Annotated in this window: 22 protein-coding genes; 11 read left to right on the top strand and 11 right to left on the bottom strand. The window is 34.4% G+C overall.

Going from position 1 to position 19,906, the window contains the following annotated elements:
- Positions 1-126: 126 nt before the first annotated feature.
- From B0A57_RS07990 to greA, 3 genes are all read right to left on the bottom strand, one after another.
- Positions 127-2,028: a S9 family peptidase gene (locus B0A57_RS07990; RefSeq protein ID WP_034099526.1), complete on the bottom strand. Its 1,902-nt coding sequence runs from the start codon at positions 2,026-2,028 to the stop codon at positions 127-129.
- 63 nt (positions 2,029-2,091) lie between these two features.
- On the bottom strand, positions 2,092-2,481 hold the full coding sequence (locus tag B0A57_RS07985) for an HIT family protein (protein WP_011964456.1): 390 nt from the start codon (positions 2,479-2,481) through the stop codon (positions 2,092-2,094).
- Positions 2,482-2,483: 2 nt separating this feature from the next.
- A complete protein-coding gene (greA, locus tag B0A57_RS07980; protein WP_011964455.1) occupies positions 2,484-2,960 on the bottom strand; it encodes a transcription elongation factor GreA in 477 nt (158 codons plus the stop codon).
- 164 nt (positions 2,961-3,124) lie between these two features.
- On the opposite strand from greA, the gene B0A57_RS07975 reads away from it, so the two are divergent.
- A complete protein-coding gene (locus B0A57_RS07975; protein ID WP_034099524.1) occupies positions 3,125-3,544 on the top strand; it encodes a Rieske (2Fe-2S) protein in 420 nt (139 codons plus the stop codon).
- Positions 3,545-3,757: 213 nt separating this feature from the next.
- Here the strand turns inward: B0A57_RS07975 and B0A57_RS07970 are convergent, their stop codons facing one another.
- From B0A57_RS07970 to B0A57_RS07955, 4 genes are all read right to left on the bottom strand, one after another.
- Positions 3,758-4,441, bottom strand: a complete 684-nt coding sequence (locus tag B0A57_RS07970; protein ID WP_011964453.1) for a zinc metallopeptidase — start codon at positions 4,439-4,441, stop codon at positions 3,758-3,760.
- Positions 4,442-4,564: 123 nt separating this feature from the next.
- Positions 4,565-7,402, bottom strand: a complete 2,838-nt coding sequence (leuS, locus tag B0A57_RS07965) for a leucine--tRNA ligase (RefSeq protein ID WP_038467033.1) — start codon at positions 7,400-7,402, stop codon at positions 4,565-4,567.
- Positions 7,403-7,566: 164 nt separating this feature from the next.
- Positions 7,567-8,298 carry a phosphatase PAP2 family protein gene (locus tag B0A57_RS07960; RefSeq protein ID WP_011964451.1) on the bottom strand — a complete coding sequence of 244 codons (732 nt, stop codon included), beginning with the start codon at positions 8,296-8,298 and terminating at the stop codon, positions 7,567-7,569.
- A 4-nt stretch (positions 8,299-8,302) separates the two neighbouring features.
- Positions 8,303-9,304 (bottom strand): phosphatase PAP2 family protein, encoded by a 1,002-nt coding sequence (locus B0A57_RS07955; protein ID WP_034099517.1) that lies wholly within the window; start codon positions 9,302-9,304, stop codon positions 8,303-8,305.
- 132 nt (positions 9,305-9,436) lie between these two features.
- On the opposite strand from B0A57_RS07955, the gene B0A57_RS07950 reads away from it, so the two are divergent.
- The 5 genes from B0A57_RS07950 to B0A57_RS07930 are packed head-to-tail and all read left to right on the top strand — an operon-like array spanning position 9,437 to position 12,635.
- Positions 9,437-10,312, top strand: coding sequence for a cell division protein FtsX (locus tag B0A57_RS07950; RefSeq protein ID WP_011964449.1), 876 nt, complete (start codon positions 9,437-9,439; stop codon positions 10,310-10,312).
- A 23-nt stretch (positions 10,313-10,335) separates the two neighbouring features.
- On the top strand, positions 10,336-10,575 hold the full coding sequence (locus tag B0A57_RS07945; RefSeq protein ID WP_011964448.1) for a DUF3098 domain-containing protein: 240 nt from the start codon (positions 10,336-10,338) through the stop codon (positions 10,573-10,575).
- Between the two features lie 53 nt (positions 10,576-10,628).
- Positions 10,629-11,414, top strand: coding sequence for an undecaprenyl-diphosphate phosphatase (locus B0A57_RS07940; protein ID WP_011964447.1), 786 nt, complete (start codon positions 10,629-10,631; stop codon positions 11,412-11,414).
- Positions 11,414-12,118, top strand: a complete 705-nt coding sequence (truB, locus tag B0A57_RS07935) for a tRNA pseudouridine(55) synthase TruB (protein WP_011964446.1) — start codon at positions 11,414-11,416, stop codon at positions 12,116-12,118. Before B0A57_RS07940 ends, truB begins: the two co-directional genes overlap by 1 nt.
- Positions 12,108-12,635 (top strand): hypothetical protein, encoded by a 528-nt coding sequence (locus B0A57_RS07930; protein ID WP_034099514.1) that lies wholly within the window; start codon positions 12,108-12,110, stop codon positions 12,633-12,635. The genes truB and B0A57_RS07930 overlap by 11 nt, the downstream gene beginning before the upstream one ends.
- Here the strand turns inward: B0A57_RS07930 and B0A57_RS07925 are convergent.
- Positions 12,632-13,246 carry a thioredoxin family protein gene (locus B0A57_RS07925; RefSeq protein ID WP_038467029.1) on the bottom strand — a complete coding sequence of 205 codons (615 nt, stop codon included), beginning with the start codon at positions 13,244-13,246 and terminating at the stop codon, positions 12,632-12,634. The genes B0A57_RS07930 and B0A57_RS07925 overlap by 4 nt on opposite strands.
- Before the next feature lie 94 nt (positions 13,247-13,340).
- Between B0A57_RS07925 and B0A57_RS07920 the strand changes: the two genes are divergently transcribed.
- Both B0A57_RS07920 and B0A57_RS07915 read left to right on the top strand, forming a co-directional pair.
- The gene (locus tag B0A57_RS07920; protein ID WP_034099510.1) at positions 13,341-13,895 is read left to right on the top strand and encodes a DNA-3-methyladenine glycosylase I; all 555 of its coding nucleotides are present in this window, start codon (positions 13,341-13,343) and stop codon (positions 13,893-13,895) included.
- A 24-nt stretch (positions 13,896-13,919) separates the two neighbouring features.
- A complete protein-coding gene (locus B0A57_RS07915) occupies positions 13,920-14,696 on the top strand; it encodes an alpha/beta fold hydrolase (RefSeq protein ID WP_034099508.1) in 777 nt (258 codons plus the stop codon).
- A 12-nt stretch (positions 14,697-14,708) separates the two neighbouring features.
- On the opposite strand, the gene aat is transcribed toward B0A57_RS07915, so the two are convergent.
- The 3 genes from aat to B0A57_RS07900 form a co-directional block, all read right to left on the bottom strand.
- On the bottom strand, positions 14,709-15,344 hold the full coding sequence (gene aat, locus B0A57_RS07910) for a leucyl/phenylalanyl-tRNA--protein transferase (RefSeq protein ID WP_011964441.1): 636 nt from the start codon (positions 15,342-15,344) through the stop codon (positions 14,709-14,711).
- Positions 15,345-15,475: 131 nt separating this feature from the next.
- Positions 15,476-15,853 carry a DUF3127 domain-containing protein gene (locus tag B0A57_RS07905; RefSeq protein ID WP_011964440.1) on the bottom strand — a complete coding sequence of 126 codons (378 nt, stop codon included), beginning with the start codon at positions 15,851-15,853 and terminating at the stop codon, positions 15,476-15,478.
- 3 nt (positions 15,854-15,856) lie between these two features.
- On the bottom strand, positions 15,857-16,732 hold the full coding sequence (locus B0A57_RS07900) for a flavin reductase family protein (RefSeq protein ID WP_011964439.1): 876 nt from the start codon (positions 16,730-16,732) through the stop codon (positions 15,857-15,859).
- A gap of 103 nt (positions 16,733-16,835) precedes the next feature.
- On the opposite strand from B0A57_RS07900, the gene B0A57_RS07895 reads away from it, so the two are divergent.
- From B0A57_RS07895 to mtgA, 3 genes are read left to right on the top strand one after another with little or no spacing between them, the layout of a single operon-like run.
- Positions 16,836-17,981, top strand: coding sequence for a sensor histidine kinase (locus B0A57_RS07895; protein ID WP_011964438.1), 1,146 nt, complete (start codon positions 16,836-16,838; stop codon positions 17,979-17,981).
- Complete coding sequence (locus tag B0A57_RS07890) at positions 17,978-19,090, top strand: NAD(P)/FAD-dependent oxidoreductase (RefSeq protein WP_034099505.1); 1,113 nt, start codon at positions 17,978-17,980, stop codon at positions 19,088-19,090. Before B0A57_RS07895 ends, B0A57_RS07890 begins: the two co-directional genes overlap by 4 nt.
- Positions 19,090-19,833, top strand: coding sequence for a monofunctional biosynthetic peptidoglycan transglycosylase (gene mtgA / locus B0A57_RS07885; RefSeq protein ID WP_034099503.1), 744 nt, complete (start codon positions 19,090-19,092; stop codon positions 19,831-19,833). Before B0A57_RS07890 ends, mtgA begins: the two co-directional genes overlap by 1 nt.
- The last annotated feature ends 73 nt before the right edge of the window (positions 19,834-19,906 follow it).

The following is a 19,906-nucleotide window of genomic DNA, read 5'->3' as shown; positions in this document are numbered from 1 at the left end:
AATTAAGAATTAAACCAATAGGTAAGGAAGTTGCAGGGTTGCAATTAAACCGCTAATTGAACACGTAAGAAAGTTAATGATTTGCGAATTAGCGGTAAAGTAAAAGTTACTGAAAGGGTTTGTTCTTTACAACGTTTCTTTCAACCATTTGTAAAACTCTTTTTGCCAAACCTGTGCATTTTGTGGTTTTAGAATCCAGTGATTTTCTTCTGGGAAGTACAAAAATCGACTCTTTATTCCTCGCAATTGTGCTGCTTGAAATGCTTCTTGTGCTTGCCCAATAGGTACTCTAAAATCGTTTCCGCCTTGTATGATTAAAATGGGTGTATTCCATTTATCTACATAATTAATAGGATTAAATTTAGTATAAGTTTGTTGTGCAATTTTATTGTCTTTTTCCCAATAGGCTCCACCAAAATCCCAGTTGTTAAAGAAAACTTCTTCGGTTGTGCCAAACATACTTTGGGTATTAAAAACGCCATCGTGTGCGATAAAGCTTTTAAACCTGTTGTTGTGAATTCCGGCTAAATAAAACACAGAATAACCACCATAACTAGCACCAACGCAACCCAAACGAGATTTATCTACATATTTTTCTGTAGCAACATCGTCTATTGCCGAGAGGTAATCTTGCATCACCTGTCCGCCCCAATCGCCAGAAATTTGCTCGTTCCAAGCTTGTCCGTGGCCATACATTCCTCTTCTGTTTGGTGCTACAACGACATATCCTTGCGATGCCATAAGAGAGAAATTCCAACGGAAAGAATACGATTGTGTTAGCGGGCTTTGTGGTCCTCCTTGGCAAAATAATAAAGTTGGATATTTTTTAGTGGCATCAAAATTAGGAGGAAGGATTACCCAAACTAGCATTTTTTTGCCATCGGTGGTGGTTACATAACGTCTTTCGTATTTTGGTAATGCTAATTTGGCATAGGCATCATTATTTACTTTGGTAATTTGCAACCATGTTTTTTTCTTTAAATTATAAGAATAAATTTCTAATGCGTGATTCATGTCGGTTCTTGTAACAATCGCATTATTGGCAGTAATATCTACAATATCATGCACATCGAAATCACCAAAAGTAAGTTGTGTTACTGTAATGGCAATTCTTGTTAGGCCAGGAAAATTAACTTCAAATAATTGTTGTGTTCCGTCTGTTGCGGCAATAAAATATACTTTTTTGCCATCTTTACTCCAAGAAAAACTAGAAACCGAGTTGTCCCAGTTTGCAGTTAGGTTTATTTTTATTCCTTTAAAATCGACAATAATATCGTTTTTATCGGCTTCGTAACCATCGCGTTTCATTTGCAAATAGGCTAAATTTCCTTCCGATGAAAAAGCAGGATTGGTATCGTAGCCTAAATTATCTTCGGTTCTATTGATGGTTTTTTTGGTTTCAAGATTGTACTGGTAAATATTAGTATTGGTTGAAATAGCATATTTTGTTCCTGCTTCTTTTTTGCACACATACAAAATGCTTTTGCTGTCTGGCGACCAAATATAATCTTCGTCTCCACCAAAAGGTTTTTGAGGAGAATCGAAACCTTCACCTTTTAGAATATCTATTCCAACAGATTTGTCTTTATTTTCTTTATAAAAAACGTGATTAAATTTCCCTTCGTTCCAAGTGTCCCAATGGCGATAATCTAAGCCATTGTATATTTGAACATTCGATTTTTCTAATTCTGGATAATAATCTTTTCCGTGAACTTTATCAATTTTTACTTCTTCGCTATAAACAAGATATTTTCCGTTGGGAGCAATATTTTTGTCTAACAATAGGCTTTTTGTATCTTTTACTTCTGTAGCTTTTCCGCCAATTACGGGAATGGTGTAAAACTTAGAGTTCGATTTGTCTTCTGCTATTGATGGTGTCGAGACGCTATATATTACATTTTTGCTGTCTTTAGAGATTCCTAAAGCCGTAACTCGTCCTAGTTTCCATAATAATTCTGGCGACATTGTGTTTTGTGCCACAAGGTTTAAGCTCATTGTGAATAGTGTTAAAATCAGTATTTTTTTCATGGTATTGTGTTTATTAAATTAAAAAACCATCAGTAATAACCAATGGTTTGATGTAAATAAAATTTATAAATTTCCTTGAATGGTTGCAACCAAAGCTAGAAATTCTTCTGGGGTTAGTGTTACTTTATTCTCGAAGCGCATTTCGTTCATCTCGTTAAGCGGAATAAGGTGCACGTGAGCGTGAGGAACTTCTAGTCCTATTACTGCCATACCAATTCGTTTGCACGGTACCGATTTTTCTAAGGCAATTGCGATTTTTTTGGCAAAAGCCATCAGTCCTAAATACAAATCATCATTTATATCGAAGATTTTGTTTATTTCTTGCTTCGGAATACACAAAGTATGTCCTTTTGCATTAGGGTTTAGATCGAGAAAAGCCAAAAAATTGTCGTCTTCGGCAATTTTGTAACAAGGAATTTCTTTGTTTACTATTTTGGTAAAAATACTAGACATAATTAATCTCTTGTAATTTCTAAGACTTCAAATTTTAAAATTCCATTGGGAACAGTAATTTCGGCAATTTCTCCAACAGATTTTCCTAGTAATCCTTTCCCGATAGGGGAAGTTACAGATATTTTTCCTGTTTTAAGATCTGCTTCACTTTCGGCAACTAAGTGGTAGGACATTTCCATTCCGTTAGATTGGTTTTTAATCTTTACGTGCGATAAGACTAATGCTTTTGAAACATCTAACTGAGATTCATCAATTAAACGGGCATTAGAATATACTTCTTCCATTTTCTTAATTTTCAATTCTAAAAGACCTTGTGCTTCTTTTGCAGCATCGTATTCTGCATTTTCAGACAAATCACCTTTATCTCTTGCTTCTGCAATATCTGCCGACGCTTTTGGGCGTTCAATTGCTTTGAGTTGTTCTAACTCGTCTTTTAGTTTTTTTAATCCTTCGGCTGTATAATAAGATACTGTACTCATAATTTATTCGTTATATATAAATAGAAAAAATCCCATCGCAACGGGATTTCTTTCTACAAAGATATTATTTTTTATTTCAGTTTATAATTTTATATGACAATCATACTACTACAAAGTTAATTAAATTAAATTTGTGGAAACAAAAAGGCTAATTTTTTTTTAAAATGAACAAATATTCCCTGCTACTAATAGCGATTCTTACTTTATCTTGTCACAAAGACAGTGTTGTAAATGATAATACTTATTTGCCTAATTATTCTTTTTCGGTTGTTATAAACACCAGTTTGCCATCTTATAATAACCTTAACTTTCCTAGCAATCCTGTTTTAATTACTAATGCTGGAGCAGGAATAAAAGGGATTGTTGTGATGAAAGTGGGTACTGATGATTATCGTGCTTATGAAGCCAGTTGTCCAAATCAGTATCCGAGTGATTGTTCTCTTATGACCTTAAATGGGATTAACGCAAAATGTCCTTGCGATGGTAAAGAATATAGTTTATATACTGGGGTTGGTTCTGGTCAATATCCTCTAAAAGCTTATCGGGTAGAAGTGAATGGTTCTAATTTGAGAGTTTACAACTAAAATATAAATTAAACGATTAATTCTAATAATATACAGTGTTTTTTTTAACTCTTTTTAATATCTGGGTGTTATCCAGGGAGGGGGCTTTTTGTTACAAGCGAAGTTCGCTGCAATTCCTAATGCAAAAAAAGGTAAGTAAAGAAAATTTGACCAAATTAAATAATCTGTTTCTTAATGCGAAGCAGATTATTTAATTCTAGACTATCATTATCTTTACCTTCTATTCATATAAATAGAAATATAATACAACAAAGTTGCAATAGATCCTAAGGCGGCTACTACGTAAGTTCTAGCAGCCCATTTTAAGGCATCTTTAGCGCCCGCTTGTTCTGCTGGGTTAAGCATGTGTTTGTTTTCTAACCATGCTAATGCACGATTGCTCGCATCATATTCTACGGGTAATGTAACAATAGAGAACAATGTTGTGGCTGCAAAAATGACAATTCCTACTAGTAATAATGAAGGAAAAGTTCTAATCATTAGTATTCCTGCTAATAATATCCATTGCATATAACTCGAGGCAATATTTACTACAGGAACTAGTTTAGATCGCATAGTTAGCCATTGGTAACCCACGGCATGTTGTACTGCGTGACCGCATTCGTGTGCTGCAACTGCGGCTGCGGCTGCATTTCGTTGGTTATACACTGCTTCGCTCAGATTTACTGTTTTATCCGCAGGGTTGTAATGATCTGTGAGTTGTCCTGCCACCGAAATTACTTTTACATCACCAATGCCATTATCGGCGAGCATTTTTTCGGCAATTTCTTTTCCTGACATTCCGTTTTGCAATTGCAAATGCGAATAATGTTCGAACTTACTTTTTAGTCGTGAACTCACTAGCCAGCTTGCTAGCATAATTGCGCCCATTAAAATCATTGAAGGTAAATTATACATATTTTTGTTTTTGTATTGAATTATAAAGTTATGTAAATATTATCAAATTTGAAACCAAAATTTAGAAATGTCATTTTGACGGTTTTAAATTTCAAAAATCAATTATAAAAATCAATTATAAAATTACCCAACTAAATTTATTACTTTTCCAGGAATAATAATCACTTTTTTAGGCATGTTCCCGTCGAGTTGTTTGATGGTTCGCTCGTCTTTCATGATAATTTCTTCGATTTGGGCTGGTGTTAAATCCAGAGGCAAATTGATGGTAAATTTCATTTTTCCGTTAAACGAAACAGGATATTCTTTGTCGCTTTCTACCAAGTATTTTTCGTGGCAAATAGGAAAAGCTACTGTTGATATTGATTCTGAATTTCCTAATTGGCTCCACAATTCTTCGGCAATATGTGGTGCATAAGGCGAAAGAATAATGGCTAACGGTTCTAGAATGGCTCTTTCGTGACAATTTTGTGTTTGCAATTCGTTTACACAAATCATAAACTGCGAAACCGAAGTATTGAAAGAAAAATTCTCGATATCTTCTGTGACTTTTTTGATGGTTTTGTGCAACGATTTCAGGCTTTCTTTCGATGGTTCGTTGTTGGTTACAATTAGTCCGTTATCATCAAAATACAAACGCCATAATTTTTTTAAGAATCCGAAAACACCTGTAATTCCTGCGGTGTTCCAAGGTTTTGATTGTTCTAGTGGCCCAAGGAACATTTCGTACAAACGCAACGTATCTGCTCCGTATTCGTTACAAATATCATCTGGATTGACTACGTTGTATTTCGATTTTGACATTTTTTCGACTTCTCGACCGACGATGTATTTGCCGTTTTCTAAAATGAATTCAGCATTAGCATAATCAGAATATAGTGGATGCTTTTTGAAAGCTTCGATATCTAATTCATTAGTAGTTTCATTGATAATAGCTAAATCGACATGAATGGCTTGTGTTGTTTTATCAGAAATTAAGCCTTTAGAATACAATTTTTTGGAATCTTCACTTCTATAAACAAATGCACTATTTCCCAAAATCATTCCTTGGTTAATCAATTTTTTGAATGGTTCTTCGGTTGGTGCATACCCTTTGTCTTTTAGGAATTTGTTCCAAAAACGAGCATACAACAAATGTCCTGTGGCGTGTTCGCTTCCGCCAATGTACAAATCGACACTTTCCCAATATTTAATTGCTTCTGGCGAGGCAAATTCGTTGTCGTTGTGCGGGTCCATGTAACGCATCCAGTACCACGAAGAACCTGCCCAACCTGGCATGGTGTTTAGTTCTAATGGGTAAATGGTTGTGTTGTTAATATTTTCATTAAAATCGACTTCATTTGTTATTGTATTCCACGCCCATTTGGCAGAATTTCCTAATGGTGGTAATCCGTCTTCGGTGGGTAAGTATTTTTCTACTTCTGGTAAAGCGATTGGTAAATGTTTGGCATCGATCATTTGTGGCAACCCATTTACATAATACACCGGAAACGGTTCTCCCCAATAGCGTTGACGAGAGAAAACAGCGTCACGCAAACGGTAATTTGTTTTTCCTTTTCCTTGGTTTAATGTTTCTAATTCTGCAATGGCTTTTTTGGTCGCTTGTTTGTAATTTAAGCCGTTCAAAAAGTCCGAATTGGCAATAATCACATTGTCTTTTGATCCATAAGCTTCGGTAGAAATATCAACATTATCGAAGATATTTTTTATTTCTGGCATTCCGTTTTGTCCTTTGAAGAAATTGGCAAAAGCATAATCTCTTTCGTCGCCACAAGGAACCGCCATCACGGCTCCTGTGCCGTAACCTGCCAGTACATAATCGCCTATCCAAACTGGAATTTGTTCTTTAGTAAACGGATGTTCGGCATACGCACCTGTAAATACTCCTGAAATGGTTTTTACATCGGCCATGCGTTCTCTTTCGGAACGTTTTGCGGTTTTTTCGATATAGGCTTCGATAGCTGCTTTTTGTTCTGGCGTGGTAATTTCTTGAACTAAAGGGTGCTCTGGTGCTAAGGTCATAAACGTAACTCCGAAAATGGTATCGGGGCGGGTGGTAAAAACTTCTATAGCTTCTTTGTGTTGTTTCAAATTAAAAGAAACCATGGCTCCTACAGATTTTCCTATCCAGTTGCGTTGCGATTCTTTGATGCTTTCGCTCCAATCGATGTCGTTTAGTCCTTGTAGCAAACGTTCGGCATAAGCAGAAATGCGCATGCTCCATTGGGTCATTTTTTTACGAATCACAGGGTGTCCGCCACGTTCTGAAACGCCGTTTATGATTTCGTCGTTTGCTAAAACGGTTCCTAATCCTGGGCACCAGTTTACTTCGGTTTCGGCTAGGTATGTTAAACGGTATTGTAGTAGTATTTTTTGTTGTTTGCTGGACGAAAAACCAGTCCAATCTTGGGCTGAAAAGGGAGCAATATTGTCATCGCAAACGGCATTGATGTTTGTGTTTCCTTCTTTTTGAAAGAGGGAAATTAATGTTGTAATGTCTTCGGCTTTGTCATTCGATTTATTGTACCAAGAATTGAATAGTTGGATAAAAATCCATTGGGTGTGTTTGTAATAATTGGCATTTGAGGTGCGTATTTCACGACTCCAATCGAATGAGAATCCTATTTTGTCTAGTTGTTCTCTGTAGCGGGCAATGTTTTCTTTGGTGGTTTTGTCTGGGTGTTGTCCTGTTTGTATGGCGTATTGTTCGGCTGGGAGTCCGAAGGAATCGTATCCTTGTGGATGCAATACGTTGAATCCTTTGTGGCGTTTGAATCTGGCTACAATATCTGATGCTATATATCCTAACGGATGTCCTACGTGTAATCCTGCTCCTGATGGATAAGGGAACATGTCTAAAATATAATATTTGGGTTTTATTGAGGTATTGCTTGCTGCAAATGTTTGGTTGTTTGCCCAGTTTTTTTGCCATTTGGCATCGATTTCGTTTGGATTGTATTTCATTCTTTCTAAAAAAAGGTTCTTAAGGTTTTGTGAAATTTCTGGGGCAAAAATGGTTTGCTTTTAGCCCTGATGGAGTGAAAATCCTTGCCATTTTTCTTGGCAAGATTGTAGCGAGAGCAGGAATAGGGTTGGCAAAAATGCCTGAAATTTTCGCTTCAAATTTATTATTTTATTTGGTAAATTAGTCCGAGTCCGTAGTTTTTGTTGTTTATTATTGGGTAGCTAATAAGTGAGAGGTCTTTGTTTTTGTTGTCGAAATTAAAGGGATTCCAGTGGTTTATTATTGTGGCAATGGCTATTCCTACTCCTGCTCCTGCTACGACATCGCCAGACCAGTGTTTGTTGTTTGCCATGCGCAATATGGCTGTGCTTGTTGCAAAGAGATAGCCTGATGAGGCATACCAGATATTGCTGTCTTTGTATTCTAAAAATAATAGGGTGGCGTTATTGAAGGCGGTTGCGGTGTGACCTGATGGAAAGCTATTGTTTGCTGAACCGTCTGGACGCCAATCGTGTGCTGCGGTTTTTCCTAAAAAGACGACACCGCCAACGGTTAGGTTAGAGATGATGCTGTTTGTTATTATTTGTTTGTAGTTGTGTTTTGATTTTAGTCCTATTGCTTTTGCGGCAAAGATTTGGGCTAGCGGGACAAATTGTAGGTAATTATCGGCTGTGGTATGAAAATCATGTCCAAATGCGTTTCTTATGCCTTGTTGTATGTTGTTTTGTAAATAGTTTATTTTTAGAATTCCTCCTGCGGCGATTAGCGTTGTGGGTAAAATTAATTGCTTTAGGTTGGGTTTTTCTTTTACATGATTGGGGCTTGTTTTTATAGTGTCTTGTGCGTAAATAGCACTTGTTAGGACGAGTAGTAAAATAAATGTGATGTTTTTCATGTTTTTAAAATTTTACGGTTACTCCAACGGTGTTGATGCCGTATTGTCTTGATGCTGAAAAATTATAGGTATATTTTTTTTGGCTGGTTTCTGCTTTTTTAGTTTCTTTAAAACGGTTTTTTGCGATTGTTTTTCCTATAAAGTAACCCATGAATATTGCCATAGGATAATCTGAGGTCCAGTGTACTTGGCTTTGTACCATTTGAAAACACAATCCTGCCATTGCAGTATAACAAACTGGTTTTAGCCATTTGTAATCAGGGTAGTTAGTAATTATGATGGTGAGTCCTGACATGATTGTGGTGAGATGTCCTGATGGCATGGCGTCGTAATTTGGGGTGTCTTTTGCGTAGGCAGGAAAACTAGGAAAGGGGTTCCATTCTCCACCTGGATGTCCTTTTTGCATTGCAATAAACGGGCTTTCTCTTCCTGTAATTCTTTTTAGAGATTGAACAAATACGCCAGATACTAGTAAGCTTTCTATTAGGCTACTAGCGGTGGCTTGTGCTCTGTAATTGTTTTTTAGAAGTCCGTAAGTGGCAAATCCTGCGCCTAAAAGTACGACTGTGGTACCGTTTCCTAGTAGATAAAATGCGGCGCCGATGTTTTCTGGTTTATTTTCTAGGGGGCCTAATTTTCCGTATCTATTAGATTCGCTTAGTCCGTTTCGTTCTGACCAGGCTCTAGATTGGTCTGTTATTTGCTGGTCTATTGGGAGTAATATTAGGGTCGATGCAAGTGCTCCTGCTAAATACCATGCGTGGTCTTTTGCTACAAAATCTATATTTGTGTTTAGGAAGTCTTTTGGTGCTTTTGTTACTATTTCAAGTAATTTGGGTTTAGAATAGGTTCTTGTTGTTCCGTCTGAAAATTCATATTCTTGAGAAGCACGTGTTTTTTCGTGTTTATTCTCAATTTGTTTTAGACTGTCTATTTCCTGAGCAACTAGATTAAATTGTAAACTTGCAATTACTGCAAAAAGGGTATAAAAAAGACTTTTTTTCATTAAAAATGCTTTTGATAAAAATTATATTCTTGCGACAAATTTACATTTATTATAACAAAAGCGAAAGTTTGAACGTTAATAACTTTAAATAAAGAAATTCTTTATTATTTTTACCAAATAATTTTATGTAATATGAGTTCTTCTTTCGATAATTTTCAAAAACGCAGGTTAATCACATCTTATTTTTCGGTTGTGTTAAGTGTTTTCCTTGTACTATTTTTACTAGGAATGTTAGGTCTTTTTATTGTAAATTCTAAAAAACTGTCTGACGATTTCAGAGAAGGCATTGCCATGTCGGTTTATTTTAAAGATGAAGCAAAAGATACGACCTTGACTCAGTTTAAAACACAGTTGAAGGCTTCGAAGTTTACTAAAACATTTGCATATATAACTAAAGACCAAGCCGCAAAAGAGCATACGGATATTATAGGAGAGAATTTTATGGAATTTTTAGGCATGAATCCTTTGCAAAATTCTTTCGATATTCACTTAAAAGCAGATTATGTCGTGGCAGATAGTATTTATAAAATTGAAAGTAAATTACGTGAAAACAGCTTAATTTCAGACATTGTTTATGACAAGCAATTGGTAAATATGGTAAACGATAACATAAAAAAAGTGAGTTTTTGGATTCTTATCATCAGCGCAATTTTTTGTGTGATTGCCGTTTTACTTATAAACAGTTCGATGCGTTTGTCTATACATTCTAACCGATTTATCATAAAAACCATGCAAATGGTGGGAGCAACAAAATCATTTATTAGAAAACCATTTATTTGGCGTGGTATAAAACTAGGAATGATAGGAGCAGCAATTGCTATTGCTGCCTTGCTTGGCGTCTTGTTTTATATAGATGCTAATTTTCCTAATCTAGGAATATTTAATGATAAGTTAGCCATTGTAGCCATATTATTGGGGGTTTTAGGTACTGGAATTCTAATTACTTTGCTAAGCACCTATTTTGCAACACAGCGGTTTTTGAACCTAAGAACAGATGATCTTTATTAAATTTAGATAAAAAAAACAAAAACATGGAAAACAAAGAACCGGGATTTCTTTTTGAAAAAGTAAATTACACGATTTTATTAATCGGAATTGCAATTATTGCAGTAGGATTTATATTAATGTCTGGTGGCGGAAGCGATAATCCAGCCGTTTTTAATAAAGAAATTTTTAGTTTCAGAAGAATACGATTAGCGCCAACAATGGTTTTAATTGGTTTCGGAATTACAATTTATTCTATTTTGAAAAACCCTAAGAAAGATAATTAGATTGTTAGGTTAAAATTATATTTAACACAATTTAAAAATCTAAAATCTAAAAAATGAATTATATACAAGCCATTATTCTTGCTATTATAGAAGGAATTACCGAATTTTTACCCGTTTCTTCAACTGGACACATGATTATTGCCAGTTCTTTTTTCGGAATTGCACACGAAGATTTTACTAAACTTTTTACCATTGTTATTCAATTGGGAGCTATACTTTCGGTTGTGGTCTTATATTTTAAAAGGTTTTTTCAAACGTTAGATTTTTATTTCAAGTTATTAGTTGCTTTTATTCCAGCGGTAGTTTTAGGATTGCTTTTTAGTAAAAAAATTGATGCTTTATTAGAAAGCCCTGTTACAGTTGCCGTTTCGCTTCTAGTAGGAGGAATCATTTTACTAAAAGTCGATGATTGGTTTAACAATTCATCTGAAACAGAAATTACTTACCTAAAAGCTTTCAAAATAGGATTGTTTCAATGTATTGCTATGATTCCGGGCGTGTCTAGAAGTGGCGCTAGCATTGTTGGGGGAATGTCTCAGAAGCTAGCCAGAACATCGGCAGCAGAATTTTCGTTTTTTCTTGCAGTTCCAACCATGCTTGGTGCAACGCTCAAAAAATGTTACGATTATTATAAAGACGGTTTTATACTCACTCACGACCAAATAAATATTCTGATTATTGGAAATATAGTCGCTTTTCTTGTAGCCCTTTTAGCCATAAAAACATTTATTGGCTTTTTAAGCAAAAATGGTTTCAAAGTTTTTGGTTATTACCGAATTGTAGCTGGAATTGTATTATTGCTTATTCACTTTTTTATTCATCCGCTTACCCTCATTTAATGACTCCAGAAGATTATCTAAACGGTCAAGTTTTACTCATAGACAAACCATTAAAATGGAGTTCTTTTCAAGCAGTAAATAAATTAAAATATTCGCTTATAAATAAATTAGGATTACCAAAGAAGTTCAAAATTGGCCATGCAGGAACACTCGATCCATTAGCCACAGGTTTGTTAATTGTTTGTACAGGAAAGCTTACAAAAAGCATTTCCGAAATACAAGGTCAGGCCAAAGAATATACAGGTACTTTCTACATTGGCGCCACTACACCATCGTATGATTTAGAAACCCAAATAGACGCCACTTTCCCAATAGCACATATTACCGAAGCCTTAATTCACGAAACAGTGAAACAATTTTTAGGCGAAATAGATCAAAAACCACCCGTTTTTTCGGCTATAAAAAAAGACGGCGTGCGATTATACGAACACGCTCGTGCTGGTGTTGAAGTAGAAATCGCTTCTAGAAAAACACAAATTTACGAATTCGAAATTACTCGAATCGCTTTGCCAGAAATCGATTTTAGAGTCGTTTGTAGTAAAGGAACTTATATTCGTTCGTTAGCTTATGATTTTGGATTGGCTTTGCAATCTGGCGCACATCTTACTGTTTTGCGAAGAACAAAAATTGGCAATTATGATGTAAAAAAGGCTATTGATGTTACTTTGTTTGATGAATTGATTGTTGCAAAAAATGAATTATAAAATCTCTCTTCTTTTTTTATTGTTTAATTTTTGTGCCTTTTCACAAAAATTTGATGCTAGATATACTCAATTTGAATTTTCTATGCCTTTCAAATCTAATGGGTTTTATGGCAGTACAAATTCTGACGGAAGTAGAAACGACTACCTGTTTATCCCAGACGGATTAAGCGCTAAAATTGGTTACGGAATACATTACGAAGAAAACATTTCGTTTGGATTGCATTCAGGAATAGATTGGAAAATAAACGAAAAACTCGTCGTAGCGCCTATTTTTCTTAATACCAGACTAAATCTTGAAGTTGGGCAAGGCGCAATAGCATTACAGTTTGGTTGGGGAAAAGCATTGGCAATTGGAAGAGGTAATCTTTCTGGAACCTATAGAAAATTTAATATAGGCTATAAAAATGATGACGATCTGACTCTTTTTGCTGATTTATCTCTATACAATTTTGCGATAAGTGGTTACAAAGACTTTGGCACAATAAGTATAGGGATAAATAAAATTATTTTTTACTAATTTGCTAATTGCTCTAAATCACGCATCAAAGTAGCTAACTCATTCTGAGTACTCAATCCTTTATCATGTAAATACCATAATTGTAAATCTGTTTTTGCGGTTTCATCAACAATGCCGTATTGTTCTTTATAACTTTTAATTAAATTTACTGCGCCCTCGGGTCTAGGTCCCCAAGATCCTTTAAGTTGCATGGTTTCTTTTTCTAAAATAATTATTTTTGGAATAGATTTGCTTCCGTTAGTCAAAAACAAGTTCATTAAAGCCTCATTTTCATCTCTAAAAATTAATCTCAATTCGATAGACTCAGATTCGTTAGCAATTTTATTAAAAACAGGTATTAGCTGAGCCGCATCTCCACACCAACTTTCACTAATAACCAACCAATAATATTTTTTCTTAAGTGAATTAAAAGATTTTAGTACCTTTTCTTCTATGCGAATCGTTTTGTCTAATCTATTCATTCTAGTATCATTCAATTTGCTATATTGCAATAAATCGTCAGACTGCTCGTTTCCAGTCGATTTGTTTTGCAATAATAACTCCGTTATTCTTTTTCTGTATTCAGAATAAGGAATCGATTTTAATAAACCTTGAGCAATAATTGTTTTCATGTTACTAATTTTACGTAAATTTAGTGACAAATTACTTATTAAAAGGTGATATAAGTCACTTTATTGAAATGGCTATAATTAAAATTATTTTTTTATGAAAAATCGTTGTTCTTGGTGTTTGTCCAGTAATTTATATAAAGAATATCATGATGCCGAATGGGGAAAGCCCGTTTATGATGACCAAACTTTATTCGAATTTTTAATCCTAGAAACGTTTCAGGCGGGTTTAAGTTGGATTACTATTTTGAATAAAAGAGAAAATTTTCGTCTTGCCTTTGATAGTTTCGATTACAAAAAAATAGCAACTTATTCCGAAGCAAAACAAGAACAATTATTGCAAAATGCAGGAATTATTAGAAACAAACTCAAAGTAAAATCGGCAGTAACAAACGCAATTGCTTTTATCAAAATTCAAGAAGAATTTGGTAATTTTAGCCAATATATTTGGGGTTTTGTAGATGAAAAACCTATAGACAACAAACCCAAAACACTAAAAGAGGTTACTGCAACAACAGCCATATCCGACGCTTTGAGTAAAGATTTAAAAAAACGAGGCTTCAAATTTGTGGGTTCGACCGTGATGTACGCATACATGCAAGCCACAGGAATGGTAAACGATCATGTGGAAGATTGTTGGATAAGAGAATAATTTACAGTAATATCAAATAAAAAAATGAAAATCTATTTTAAAATTCTAGTAAGCTTATTTTTAATAAGTTGCATTAAAAACAACGAAGTTACAAATCTTCAAAACACTATTCCGACATTTAAAGTTAAACTAGATACTGTAAATTTATTTGACAAAGAGAGAAATAGAATAATACCCGTTGCTTTTTATTCTCCCAAAACAGATAAAAAAATTGAAAACCAAAAGGTGGTAATTTTAAGTCACGGATATAGTGAAAACAGACTAGGAGCAAATAAATCTTACTCCTATTTAACCAAAAAACTGGCTTCCAAAGGGTATTTTGTAGTAAGTATCCAGCAGGAATTGCCCACAGATGACTTAATCCCTAAAATGGGAATTCCTCAAATTGTTCGGCGTCCGTTTTGGGAAAGAGGAACTGAAAATATACTTTTTGTTCTTAATGAAATAAAAAAAACAAAGCCTGAACTAGATTACAAACATCTCGTTTTAATAGGGCATTCAAATGGTGGAGATATAAGTGTTTTATTTGCTCATAAATACCCAGATTTAGTGGATAAAATAATTTCATTAGACAATAGACGTATGGAATTACCAAGAACTAAACAACCTAGAATCTATTCGCTTAGATCGAGTGACCAGCCTGCTGACGAAGGTGTTTTGCCAACTATTGAAGAACAGGAAAAATTTGGAATAAAAATCATAAAACTGCCAAATACAATTCATAATGACATGAATGATAGAGGAAATAATAAACAAAAAAAGGAAATTAACAATTATGTAATGGCATTTTTAAATGAGTAAATTCTTTGTAAATTACTTTTTTAAAAACTTCAAAAATTCATCTCTAGGAATTTCTCGGCAACCCAAACTATTTAAATGATCGTTGTAAATCTGGCAATCTAATAAATTGTAATGGTTTGTTTTTAGATAATCTGCCAGCGAAATAAATGCCATTTTCGAAGCATTACTTACTTTAGAAAACATACTTTCACCACAAAAAACGGGAAACATATCTACACCATACAATCCGCCAACTAAAGTGTCGTTTTGCCAGATTTCGACCGAGATTGCTTTGCCTAATTCATGGAGTTTGCAATACGATTCTATCATTTCATTGGTAATCCAAGTGCCATGTTGTCCTTCTCTTTTTACACTTTGACAATTTTGAATTACTTCTCGAAAGGCTTTATTAAAAGTTACCTTAAAAATATTCTTATTGATAACATTTCTCATACTGTGAGAAACTACCAATGCATCAAAAAACAAAACCATTCTTTGTCTTGGCGACCACCACATGATGGGTTCCCCTTCTTCAAACCAAGGAAAAATGCCGTTTTCGTAAGCCAACAACAATCTTTGGGTAGATAAATCGCCACCAATAGCCAAAAGACCATCGCGTGTTGATTCATTTGTATTTGGAAAAGATAATTCTTGGGTTAAAAAATGCATAATTAATGTTTTTAACCACTAAGTTCACGAAGAAGTCACAGTGGCACTAAGAACAAAAAAAACACTAAGTTTATTTAAAAATACTGGTGTACTTTGTGTAAAACTTAGTGTTCTTTGTGGTTAGAATAAAATTAGAAAGGTAAATCGTCGTGTTCTTCTTCTTTAAAGCTTACTGCTGGCTCGAATGTTTCGGCAGTTGGCATTGGTGGCGATTGCGGGCTTGGTGCTTGTGCTGTTGCTAAACGCTCTATTCTCCAGCCTTTTATGCTGTTAAAATATTTAGTTTCGCCTTGCGGATTTACCCATTCTCTACCACCTAAATTGATCGATACTTTTACATCTTCTCCAACATTATAGCTGTTTAATAAATCAGCTTTATCTTGAACAAATTCTATCATTATCGATTGTGGATATTGTTCGTCTGTGGTTACAACCAATTCTCTTTTTTTAAATGAGGCACTAATTTGTTGCTCTGCCCCAACCACTTTAATTTTCCCTGTAACTTCCATAACTTATCGTTTTGCTAATAATACTTTCCATGCCGAAAGTACGTCTTGATTATTCAAATATTCTTTTGCTTTCAACTGTATTTTTTGCTCATCGTCTGAACTTAAAACACCTTTTACGGCAAAATTTTCGTGTACAAATATAGTAATTTCTTCTTCACTTGGCAATGCTTCGATATTTCCTAGCATACCTAAATCATTTCCATCAAAAACAGTACTTTCTTTTATAAAATTAGGGATATTATCTACCCCAATTCCTAATGTTACTAATGGTTTTGGTACTTCAAACAAACCTTTATTAGAACGAGAATACCAGTTGCCTCCCAATCTCGATACTAAATCGATTTTATATTGATCGATAGCCCCGTTTTTATCTAAAATATTTTCATTAATGTGAATACGAACTACTTCACAAATAATTAAATTGCCTGCGCCACCTTCCTGACCTAATTCGATAATTTCGTTTACTTTACATTCAAACTGAACTGGCGATTCTGCCACACGAAAAGGTTTTACAACATCGGAAGCAATGGGTGTTAAACCAGCTTTTAAAAATTCGTTAATTCCTTCTGCATATTCTGTACTTGATAGTGAGGTTTGTTGTACAATATCATAATTTACCACATTTATAACCACTTCGCGAGTGGTCTTTGCGTTTTCTAAAGTGTGTTTTGTGGTATTATCACGCACTCTTCTTGCTGGGGAAAAAATAAGAATGGGCGGATTGGCACTAAAAACATTAAAAAAACTAAATGGCGATAAATTTGGGTTTCCATCAGCATCTATTGTACTGGCAAACGCAATAGGTCTAGGACTTACTGCTCCTTGCAAATAGCCTTGTAGTTGTGCTGTAGTGATGTCTTTAGGAGAAAGGCTGAGCATAATTATTTTATTTTCAACAAAAATAAGAAAAGCAATTGAATAGAAATAATTATCGAGAATCATTAACGCCTTTTTTTATATATTTATACACTCAAGATAAAATATGCAGTTTTCAAATAATAAAAACACAACTCGCTGGTTTCTAATTATTTCCTCGTTCTTAATCACAGTGCTGATTTTGTGGAATACCTATACTTTTTTTCAAATTTTTAAAAACGAAGAACGTTTAAAGATAGAATTATGGGCAGAGGCACAAAAAAGTATCAACGATGCCTCGTCAGACACTGATCTGGACCTCCCTTTTCAAATTATATCTAACAATAACACGATTCCTATATTGTTAACCAATGAGAAAGACAGCATTTTGCAATCCATTAATATTGATGAAAGAATTATTAAAGATTCGATAAAAGCAAAAGCACTTTTACTAAATTTTAAAAACGCCAACAAACGGGTTGAAATGGAATATGTAAAAGGAAAATTTCATTATTTGTACTATACAAATTCGCCGTTATTAAACAAATTAAAATATTATCCTATTGCCTTATTGCTAATTATTTTTTTATTTGGAGCACTCGTTTACAATTATTATAAAACCAATAAAATATCTGGACAAAACAAGCTTTGGGCAGGAATGGCAAAGGAAACAGCACATCAAATAGGGACGCCATTGTCCTCTCTCATTGGTTGGGTCGAAATTATGAAATCCGATAATGTAGATGAAACCATGGTCGAAGAAATAGAAAAAGATATTCACCGATTATTAAACATTACCGATAGATTTTCGAAAATTGGCTCTGAACCTGTTTTAGAGCAAACAGATTTGGTTGAAGAAACCCAAAAATCTTACGAATATTTGCAATCTCGGTTTTCTAAACAAGTTATTTTTACCTTTAAAGCACCCGAACATAAAATACCAATTTCGATAAATCCAATCTTGCACAGCTGGACAATAGAAAATTTAGTAAAAAATGCCATAGATGCCATGAAAGGACGAGGTTCTATTGCCATAATTATTGAAGACGATTGGAAAACTACTAAAATAAAAATAACCGATTCTGGCAAAGGAATTCCTAAAAATCAATTTAAAACCATCTTCGAACCTGGTTTTACAACCAAAAAAAGAGGCTGGGGATTGGGGTTGTCATTAACCAAAAGAATTGTCGAAGAATACCACAACGGAAGGATAAAAGTATTACAATCTGAACTTAATAAAGGAACAACAATCGAAATAAGTTTTAAACGATGAATTTAAGTTATTGGGAACTCAAAAATTGGTTTACAAATGTAGATTATACCATTGTAGGTAGCGGTATTGTAGGGCTTCATACCGCATTGCGATTGCGTGAAAAATTTCCTGAAAGCAAAATTCTTATCCTAGAAAAAGGAATGCTGCCAGAGGGAGCCAGTACAAAAAACGCAGGTTTTGCTTGTTTTGGAAGCTTGTCGGAAATTATCGACGATTTAAAATCACATACAGAAGAAGAAGTTATTCAACTCGTGCAAAAACGTTGGCAAGGCTTGCAATTACTCAGAAAAAATCTGGGCGACGAAGCTCTAGACTTTAAGCCTTTCGGCGGATATGAATTGTTTCTAAAAAATGACGAATCTACTTATTATGAGTGTTTGCAAAAGTTACCATTCATTAACAATATTTTAAAGCCAATTTTTAAAGCAGAAGTTTTCGAGAAAAATATTGATAGATTTGGTTTCAATAACATACAGGAATATACTATTTTCAATCCCTTTGAAGCACAAATAGATACCGGAAACATGATGCAAGCTTTACTAAAAAAAGCACAGTCGAACGGAATTTTAATTCTGAATAACCAGACTGTTTCTACCTTTCATGACAATCAAAAAGACGTACAGGTTCAAGCAAACGATTTTACTTTTAATACAAAAAAACTGCTTTTTGCCACCAATGGTTTTGCAGAAAAATTAACTAAAAACCAAGTAAAACCAGCCAGAGCACAGGTTTTAATTACAGCACCTATACCAAATTTAGATATAAAAGGCACGTTTCATTTAGACAAAGGCTATTATTATTTTAGAAATATAAATGATCGCATTCTTTTTGGCGGAGGCAGAAACCTTAATTTTGAAGACGAAAACACTTCGCAATTTGGTGAAACAGAAATCATACAAAACAAACTAGAAGAAATGCTAAAAACCGTAATTTTGCCCAATACAAATTTCAAAATTGCCCATCGCTGGTCTGGGATTATGGGATTAGGTAATAGCAAAAGACCAATCGTAGAAGCCTTGTCAGAAAACGTATATTGTGGCGTGCGGTTGGGCGGTATGGGTGTAGCAATAGGAAGTTTAGTAGGACAAGAACTAGCAGATTTAATATAATGGCAACAAAAAAAGTAGTAAAACCAAAATTAAAACCAACTCCTAAAAAAGGAAACAGAAGTTTTGGAAGCAAAATAAAAAGTTTTATATTCAAATGTATCTTATGGTTTGTAGGGCTTTCGGTATTTTGGGTAATCATTTTTAGATTTGTCCCCATATTTTATACACCACTCATGATTTTTCGAGCCTTCGAGCATCACGAAGCAGGAAAAGAAATGGTTTGCAGCCACCAATGGGTTCCTCTCGAAGATATTTCTCTTAATTTGCCAAAAGCAGTTATTGCAAGCGAAGACGGACTTTTTTTAAAACACAACGGCTTCGATTTTTCGGCAATGAGTAAAGCCTTTAGTGGCAATTTGAAAGGCAAAAAACTAAAAGGCGGCAGTACAATATCGCAACAAACCGCAAAAAATATTTTCTTGTGGCAAGGGCGTAGTTATCTCAGAAAAGGATTAGAAGCCTATTTTACTGTTTTGATAGAGCTTATTTGGGGCAAAGAACGCATTATGGAAGTGTACCTAAACAGCATCGAAATGGGCGATGGGGTATATGGTGCGGAAGCCGCAAGCAAGCATTGGTTTCACAAAAGCGCTAAAAATTTAACAAAATACGAAGCAGCCTCAATCGCATCAATTTTACCAAATCCTAGAAAATATAAAGCAACCAACTCTTCGGCTTATGTAGAAAAAAGGAAAAACAAAACTTTACGAGTAATGAAATCCGTTGGAAAAATAGAATATTAAAAATTTATCGGTATTTAATTAATTTTTGCTGCGGATTTAAAATATTTTTATAAATTTCTACAGATTATATAAA

Source organism: Flavobacterium psychrophilum DSM 3660 = ATCC 49418 (assembly GCF_002217405.1).
Classification (GTDB): Bacteria; Bacteroidota; Bacteroidia; order Flavobacteriales; family Flavobacteriaceae; genus Flavobacterium; species Flavobacterium psychrophilum.
The sequence above is the reverse complement of the archived record's forward strand: the minus strand, read 5'-3'. Positions and strand labels throughout refer to the sequence as shown.

What these genes read in the sequence shown, in the direction of transcription:
- B0A57_RS07990 (WP_034099526.1), bottom strand. Translation starts at nt 2,028, where the DNA reads ATGAAAAAAATACTGATTTTAACACTATTCACAATGAGCTTAAACCTT.
- B0A57_RS07985 (WP_011964456.1), bottom strand. Translation starts at nt 2,481, where the DNA reads ATGTCTAGTATTTTTACCAAAATAGTAAACAAAGAAATTCCTTGTTAC.
- greA (WP_011964455.1), bottom strand. Translation starts at nt 2,960, where the DNA reads ATGAGTACAGTATCTTATTATACAGCCGAAGGATTAAAAAAACTAAAA.
- B0A57_RS07975 (WP_034099524.1), top strand. Translation starts at nt 3,125, where the DNA reads ATGAACAAATATTCCCTGCTACTAATAGCGATTCTTACTTTATCTTGT.
- B0A57_RS07970 (WP_011964453.1), bottom strand. Translation starts at nt 4,441, where the DNA reads ATGTATAATTTACCTTCAATGATTTTAATGGGCGCAATTATGCTAGCA.
- leuS (WP_038467033.1), bottom strand. Translation starts at nt 7,402, where the DNA reads ATGAAATACAATCCAAACGAAATCGATGCCAAATGGCAAAAAAACTGG.
- B0A57_RS07960 (WP_011964451.1), bottom strand. Translation starts at nt 8,298, where the DNA reads ATGAAAAACATCACATTTATTTTACTACTCGTCCTAACAAGTGCTATT.
- B0A57_RS07955 (WP_034099517.1), bottom strand. Translation starts at nt 9,304, where the DNA reads ATGAAAAAAAGTCTTTTTTATACCCTTTTTGCAGTAATTGCAAGTTTA.
- B0A57_RS07950 (WP_011964449.1), top strand. Translation starts at nt 9,437, where the DNA reads ATGAGTTCTTCTTTCGATAATTTTCAAAAACGCAGGTTAATCACATCT.
- B0A57_RS07945 (WP_011964448.1), top strand. Translation starts at nt 10,336, where the DNA reads ATGGAAAACAAAGAACCGGGATTTCTTTTTGAAAAAGTAAATTACACG.
- B0A57_RS07940 (WP_011964447.1), top strand. Translation starts at nt 10,629, where the DNA reads ATGAATTATATACAAGCCATTATTCTTGCTATTATAGAAGGAATTACC.
- truB (WP_011964446.1), top strand. Translation starts at nt 11,414, where the DNA reads ATGACTCCAGAAGATTATCTAAACGGTCAAGTTTTACTCATAGACAAA.
- B0A57_RS07930 (WP_034099514.1), top strand. Translation starts at nt 12,108, where the DNA reads ATGAATTATAAAATCTCTCTTCTTTTTTTATTGTTTAATTTTTGTGCC.
- B0A57_RS07925 (WP_038467029.1), bottom strand. Translation starts at nt 13,246, where the DNA reads ATGAAAACAATTATTGCTCAAGGTTTATTAAAATCGATTCCTTATTCT.
- B0A57_RS07920 (WP_034099510.1), top strand. Translation starts at nt 13,341, where the DNA reads ATGAAAAATCGTTGTTCTTGGTGTTTGTCCAGTAATTTATATAAAGAA.
- B0A57_RS07915 (WP_034099508.1), top strand. Translation starts at nt 13,920, where the DNA reads ATGAAAATCTATTTTAAAATTCTAGTAAGCTTATTTTTAATAAGTTGC.
- aat (WP_011964441.1), bottom strand. Translation starts at nt 15,344, where the DNA reads ATGCATTTTTTAACCCAAGAATTATCTTTTCCAAATACAAATGAATCA.
- B0A57_RS07905 (WP_011964440.1), bottom strand. Translation starts at nt 15,853, where the DNA reads ATGGAAGTTACAGGGAAAATTAAAGTGGTTGGGGCAGAGCAACAAATT.
- B0A57_RS07900 (WP_011964439.1), bottom strand. Translation starts at nt 16,732, where the DNA reads ATGCTCAGCCTTTCTCCTAAAGACATCACTACAGCACAACTACAAGGC.
- B0A57_RS07895 (WP_011964438.1), top strand. Translation starts at nt 16,836, where the DNA reads ATGCAGTTTTCAAATAATAAAAACACAACTCGCTGGTTTCTAATTATT.
- B0A57_RS07890 (WP_034099505.1), top strand. Translation starts at nt 17,978, where the DNA reads ATGAATTTAAGTTATTGGGAACTCAAAAATTGGTTTACAAATGTAGAT.
- mtgA (WP_034099503.1), top strand. Translation starts at nt 19,090, where the DNA reads ATGGCAACAAAAAAAGTAGTAAAACCAAAATTAAAACCAACTCCTAAA.